General features: G+C 61.5%; 7 protein-coding genes. 4 read left to right on the plus strand and 3 right to left on the minus strand.

Features of this window, described 5'->3' with window-relative positions; translation table 11 throughout:
• Positions 1–335: 335 nt before the first annotated feature.
• Positions 336–767, minus strand: coding sequence for a hypothetical protein (locus tag G510_RS0112745; RefSeq protein WP_157560647.1), 432 nt, complete (start codon positions 765–767; stop codon positions 336–338).
• Between the two features lie 500 nt (positions 768–1,267).
• Between G510_RS0112745 and G510_RS0112750 the strand changes: the two genes are divergently transcribed.
• From G510_RS0112750 to G510_RS0112765, 4 genes are read left to right on the plus strand one after another with little or no spacing between them, the layout of a single operon-like run.
• On the plus strand, positions 1,268–2,938 hold the full coding sequence (locus G510_RS0112750; protein WP_245563358.1) for a hypothetical protein: 1,671 nt from the start codon (positions 1,268–1,270) through the stop codon (positions 2,936–2,938).
• A gap of 2 nt (positions 2,939–2,940) precedes the next feature.
• Positions 2,941–3,666 (plus strand): hypothetical protein, encoded by a 726-nt coding sequence (locus tag G510_RS16910; RefSeq protein ID WP_051216758.1) that lies wholly within the window; start codon positions 2,941–2,943, stop codon positions 3,664–3,666.
• 2 nt (positions 3,667–3,668) lie between these two features.
• Positions 3,669–4,202 (plus strand): hypothetical protein, encoded by a 534-nt coding sequence (locus G510_RS18385; protein ID WP_157560650.1) that lies wholly within the window; start codon positions 3,669–3,671, stop codon positions 4,200–4,202.
• On the plus strand, positions 4,199–4,723 hold the full coding sequence (locus tag G510_RS0112765; protein WP_029153931.1) for a hypothetical protein: 525 nt from the start codon (positions 4,199–4,201) through the stop codon (positions 4,721–4,723). The genes G510_RS18385 and G510_RS0112765 overlap by 4 nt, the downstream gene beginning before the upstream one ends.
• Before the next feature lie 32 nt (positions 4,724–4,755).
• Here the strand turns inward: G510_RS0112765 and G510_RS0112770 are convergent, their stop codons facing one another.
• Together G510_RS0112770 and G510_RS0112775 are read right to left on the minus strand one after the other, a co-directional pair.
• Positions 4,756–5,010, minus strand: a complete 255-nt coding sequence (locus G510_RS0112770; protein ID WP_029153932.1) for a hypothetical protein — start codon at positions 5,008–5,010, stop codon at positions 4,756–4,758.
• A 9-nt stretch (positions 5,011–5,019) separates the two neighbouring features.
• Complete coding sequence (locus tag G510_RS0112775; protein WP_342664736.1) at positions 5,020–5,760, minus strand: SOS response-associated peptidase; 741 nt, start codon at positions 5,758–5,760, stop codon at positions 5,020–5,022.
• Positions 5,761–5,971 lie beyond the last annotated feature (211 nt).

A 5,971-nucleotide genomic window follows, 5' to 3' on the forward strand; every position in this document is an offset into this window, starting at 1 on the left:
TGCTGGCTATTCTGGTTGCACTGCTGGCTATTTTGGTTGCAGGGGGGTGCACTAATTGCCTGATCCGAGGCCACTTTTTCTAGGCCCCAAGTATTCTTTACAAGTATCCTCTACAAGTCTCTTGTTCTTACGTTCTTAACTAAACGTCACTACGCGCGCGCGCGCGTGCGCGCGCGAGGCTGCCGCGGGCGGCAAGCCGCCCTTGCCCTTGAAAGATGCCTACCGCGCCCCTTGAATCCAAGACGTTGGAACTAAGCGTTCAGACAGACCTCACGGGCTCGCTCGAGGCAAGTAGATACTCGCTTCGAGCGCAACAGTGATGAGGGGGTACCTGCTTATGAATCAAGCTTGAGGAGGCACTCAGCGCAGCGGAACGTGTCCTCGTTGTACAGCGAAGGTTCCCAGGTCGGGTAGCACAGGCCGGCATAACCGCGGACACCGTCACAAAGACTGACCGTATCTACGAAGTAGTGCATTTGCGGATCTCCAGCACGCCAGAACCCCCACCCATGTGGATGCTTCGTTTTTTCTGCGTCCTCGCCAGGCTTACGTCGCTGCAACAAGGTCACCATGCCGTCCAGTGATGTGATCGACGCCATACTCGCTTCGGTTGCATAAGCGTCAACACGCCAATCACCATCACGTAGGTAGGGTTCGCCCTTCACGCGAAACTCCAGCGTGAACCAATCGGTGAGGTTGACCGCGACCAGATCCCAAGGCTCAACCGTCGCCAACGGGATCTGCACTCCACGCTCCTGAGCAATCACCATCCCAGGTTAGGGGACACCATCATGTCGTCACTGGAGCTCACACAGCCCACTTGAACACGTCTCGACGGCGACGGTTGAGCAGAGCGACTATTTTCCCGTGCTCCCGAGCGTGACGAACGTCACCTTCCAACAGGCGCGACCAAAGTCACCACACGATTCCAAGCGGTGACTTTGGTCGCGCCTGCATGTGGCTAGGGGGGTGCGTGACCGCTAGGAAGAGTCCGCCGCTTGCAGTCGGATCATGTTGCAGATGCTTGCTGAGCTTCGCTGTGGCCACCATGAGGAAGATCGAGCAGCAGTTATGAAGTTCGAGGTCGGGCCTAATCAGGATCACGACCGCGACCAAAGTCACCGGGGCAACTCGACGTCAAGTGGTGACTTTGGTCGCGCCAGTCGCGAACACTCACTGAAGAAAATTCGAACTCGAACGTGCTCGCGCTCGTAGCTTAACCCCCGTAAGGTGGATGTTGTCAGATCTACCAGAGGAAGGCTTGAGGATGGTCGAAGAGGGTAAGCGCAAGACCGGCATCATGTTCGGATCGCGCATGTCGACAATCTGGGTCGACGCGCAGACAGGTCAGGGCGTCACCAGTGATGGTGCTGCTGTCCGCCCCGTCATCCGAGGGCAGCGCAAGAACCCCAACCTCACCGATCTCCTCGACACCGCAGCAAACTATGGCGCTCGCCGCATCATGCTTACCGGTCGCGCGCCGGAACCAACGCCAGGAACCCGGCACTGGCTGCTGGTGAAAACTCCGGGCTGGGCGAACACGGGCAGTCACACGCAGCAGCCGATCGCCGGACGGTTCGAGCACGAGAAGACGAAGTTCAAGACCGAGGTGCGTACTGCTGCCGAGTGGTTCGGCGATCTCGACTTGTCTCCCAAACAGGCACGGGAGGCCTGGGATCTCACGCAAAGCTTCATCCAGCGCATCGACGAGCGGCAGCACCTGCTGATGACGCCGTCACGGACAGGGCTGAGCCTGTGGTGGCTATCACTTCCTCGCGACACTCAGGCTCGCACGCGAGGACCGAAGGGCGATGGCGGGGGGAGTCTGCGGATCCCGCCGGCTATCCCCGACGACATCGACGCGGATCTCAGTAACGTGCGAGGGCAGCACCATATCGAGCACCTCGTCGCAGGCGAGTATGCAGCGAAACACGAGGACTGCGTCCCGATGGTAGATCCGGCGAAGACGCCGAGGATTGATCGATTCACGTACGTCGATGGTCGCTTCATGTACGCCTCGCTCGGTCGCGAGCTCGGCGTCGGGCCAGGGATCAGGCTCAACCGTGCAGAAGCCTGGGAGCTGTTGCAAGACAAGGATGGACAGTACGCACGAGCGGTGTTCGAGATTCGCTTCACCGTTCCGGAGAACTGGAATCACATCGGCATCTTCGGAGTGAAGCACGAAAACGTGCGCGACGGATGGTTCTACCCGAATCGCCCCGGCGCCACACACGTGACATGGGCGGATGCCGCAGAAGTATTCGTCGGGCTCCAGTTCGGGTGGATCATCGATCCCCTCCAGGGCATCGTCTTCAACCGCAAAGATCGCCCGATGGATGTATACATGAAACGCATCGATGACCTGCGCTCCGCCGCCGGCGGAGACGAGTCCATCCCGCGAATGCTCCGCCACGCGATCGTGGGGGCCCTGCGCAACATCCTGATTCAGTCCATTGGCGCACTCGCATCACGGGGCACGACGAGAACCGTCGTCGTCGACAGCGCATTCGATGTTCCGCAGGAGGCGCAGGGCACCGTCAACCCGTTCGGATCGCGAATCACCTACCAGGAAGGTGGTGATCGGCAGCATCGGGAGAACTATCACCCCGAGCTCGCCATTCAGGTCTGGGGGCGAGGTCGAGCACGACTCCTCAACAGCCCCAGCGGGTTTGGGAACCACACCGCCGGAGCTCTGCATCTCCCACCCGAGACACTCCTCGGAGTCAACGGTGACGCGATCTACACCACCTCGATCCCGTCGTGGGCGATCCCCGAAACCCACGGTGGCGGCGACGACGGGCGCACCGGCCGACTCCGACTCAAAGGGGTCGTCGAAGGCAACTTCCTCACCCCCGACACGATCGCTCGCCGAGATCGACTGCGGAAGGCGTGCGAGAAAGCCGGCCCGTCGCTGGCCTGGAAACCCAGAGAGGCCTGACCATGGCAGACACTCCATCCGCGCTCGAGCTCGTCCAAACCCTCCGGCGTCGCGGCCTCAGCAACAGCGAGATCGCCGGCGAGCTCGACCGTCACCCTCGCATGGTGCACAAGATCCTCCGGGGCGAAACCAGCGGCAAGGCCTACCAGCAGGCACTCAGCGAGCTCGCCTCCACAGGACACGTAACTCATCGACCTCCCCGCCGACGAAACAAGGCCGGGAACATCGTCCCCGTGCGCAGCCGACGAGGAGCTCGCACCAAGACCGTCGTGCCTACCGACACCGCTGGCCGCTACGCAACAGAACGCCAGGGAGGTCGCTACGCAGCAGATACGACCTACCTCGGCGAAGGCGGGCGAATCCACCAGTTCAACATCCCCAAGGGAAAAGACACCAAGGGGCGACGCGTCGCCACCGACGCCATCCTCGACAAGGTCCGCTCCGCAGCGCGCGGCCAATCCAAAGACACCCAGAAGCGCGTCCGCATGCAGCTCACGTTCTCCAACGGTCGTGTCATGGAAGTCAAGGATTACAACGCCAGCAGCCTCCTCGACCGAATCAACACCCTCGGTGACCACGACGCCCTTGAATGGCTCGCGGACCAAGCATCAACCCGATACGGCAACCTCAACACCGCTCGCCAGACGATCACTGGAGTGACGATGACGGTCTACAACAGCCAACGCACTGACGCATCATCGCGCGCGTACAAGCCGAGAGGCGCATAGGGATGAGTCCCACGAAGAAAACCAACGACGACGCAGCGAACGCCCGGCGTAAATCAGAAAACCTCAGAAGCCCCTCAGAGGCGACAGAATCACCTAGACGGGCAACCGACGCGAAGAAGGCGGCTTCGGCCGCGCACGATGCCACTGTGGCCTCTCGGGGTGCCACGAAGAAGCCCTCTGCGGCCAAGAAGCGCACCCCAGCGACTAAAGCCCCGCCGGCGAAGAAGAGAACGCCGGCGAAAGCTGCTCCCGCCTCGACCGAGGCAGATCAAACGCCGCGAGAGGCCGAAACTGCACCCGCCGAAGCGCAAGTCGCGTACACGCCCACAGGCCAAGCAGTGCCGATTGAGCAGCGGAAACACTTCCGCCTCCCGATCGACGTCGTCCGGATTCTCAACGCGGCCGTCGTCGAAGCGGCCATCAAGGGAGACCGGATCACTGAGTCACAGATCGTCACCCAGGCCGTACGCACCTGGGGCAAGCGGCGCGGATTCGACGGCACAGCACCCCAGCAGAACCTCGGAGCACCGAAATGACCTCCAAAAAGGATCCCCTGGCAGGACTCGTCGGATACGACTACATCGCAGAACAACTCGGCGTCCTTGATGCGACCGCCCGCACCTATGGCGGCGGCCCGAAACGCGTCGACGGATTCCCTCACCCCGTGAAGACCCCACCCGGCGTGCGCGTAACCCTGTTCGATAAGAACGAAGCCGACAACTTCATCGCCGAGCGCCTCAAAGTCTCCCGCCGCAAGCCACGCCCCGAAGGAAACCGCCGGCGACCACGACCCAGCAAACGCGCCGAGCTTGACCTCGTCGGATACGCCTACATCGCAGAACAACTCGGCGTCGTCGTCCAAACCGTGCGCAACATGCGCGCCAGCGGCCAAAACCACCGACAACGCGTCGACTACTTCCCAGAGCCCAGCATCCAGAACGAACGAGCGCGCTCGCCGCTGTGGACACGTGCGGTAGCGGATGCATTCATCGCGCGCCGACGGGAGGAGCTCGCGCAGCTCTCGAATAGCGCGGGGGCATCACAAGCGAAGAAATGAACCGACTGTCGTGAGTCGGTGAGCGGTGATGTTCACTCGGCACGGATGCTGAGCGCTTGCCACCCTTCCGGGATGCTCGTGGCGAGGTCTGATCGGCCCTCGATGGTCATCTCTCGTGTGCCGGTCCTGCGTGCCCGCCCACGATTCTGGGATGGCCAGATGTCGTTAATAGCGAACTCATCCGGGATGCGTGCGTTGAGAGCTGCGTACAGCTCGTCGAGAGAGTCCGTTTCCTCTACTTGAATATCGACGGTTTCGGTGGGGTGGAGGGTCACGATGAAAGGCACCCGCTCAGGCTACGCGGGCACCGTCATGCGAGGTCCGTCGTCGGTCGACTTGAACGGCAGCACTCTATGAAAATCGAGCGCATCCATCTGTGCCTGCGAGGCGTTCACGGCCTCGTCTACGAGGTTTTCATCGCCGGTGACATTCGGGTCCATCCATTGCTCCCACAAGCTCTCAGGTAGCCCGACGGGGTTCCTGTCGTGGATCTCGGCGAGGTTGCCGATGGTCGGCATCGTGAGGATCGTGGCGGTGAGGGTCCATCTCGCCGGGTCATCCTCAGCAAGGCTCTTGTCCTGCCACCACGAATACAGTCCGGCGAAGCCGAGGATCCCGTTGTTCGGGTGAAGCCACCACGGCGTCTTCGCGCCTTTCTCGCCTGTCCACTCGTAGTACCCAGTGGCCGGCACGATGCACCGGTGTGACTTTAGTGGGCCCTTCCAAGTCGCTTTCGACGTGATGCCCTCTGAGCGGGCATTGAATGTCGGGAACTTCGTTTTGAGAGTGTCGGACCAGGGCGGCATGAGCGACCAGCGGGCGGTCTCTACGCGGAGCTCGTCGGTCTTCACGGAGTCGAGGATGACCGCGATGTCTTGGGTCGGCTTAATGTTCCAACGCTCTGCCCAGTCGGGGGACCAATCATTATGGTTCCGCCCCGTGGACGTTACAAATTCCGTGATCGAGGAATTCACGTTATCGGCGGAGAGAAGTATTCGCAGGGGTACTATTCGCGAAGTTCTGCCGACTGATGTCACGGCGCAGACAGATGTGCGTTCACACCCGCCGAAGACTTTGCGACAGGCTGCATCGGCGCGTCCAGAGTTCGGCAGGAGGCTTCGACGGGCCTTGACCCTCGATCGTGGACACGGTGTCGGTTCGGTTATGCCGCTTCCGCGAGGGTAGCGGATGCGGCGGCTTCGTAGGTGTTCGGGCTGATGTTGCCGATCGCGGAGTGGCGTCGGCGGG

The organism is Microbacterium gubbeenense DSM 15944 (genome assembly GCF_000422745.1).
Taxonomy (GTDB): domain Bacteria; phylum Actinomycetota; class Actinomycetes; order Actinomycetales; family Microbacteriaceae; genus Microbacterium; species Microbacterium gubbeenense.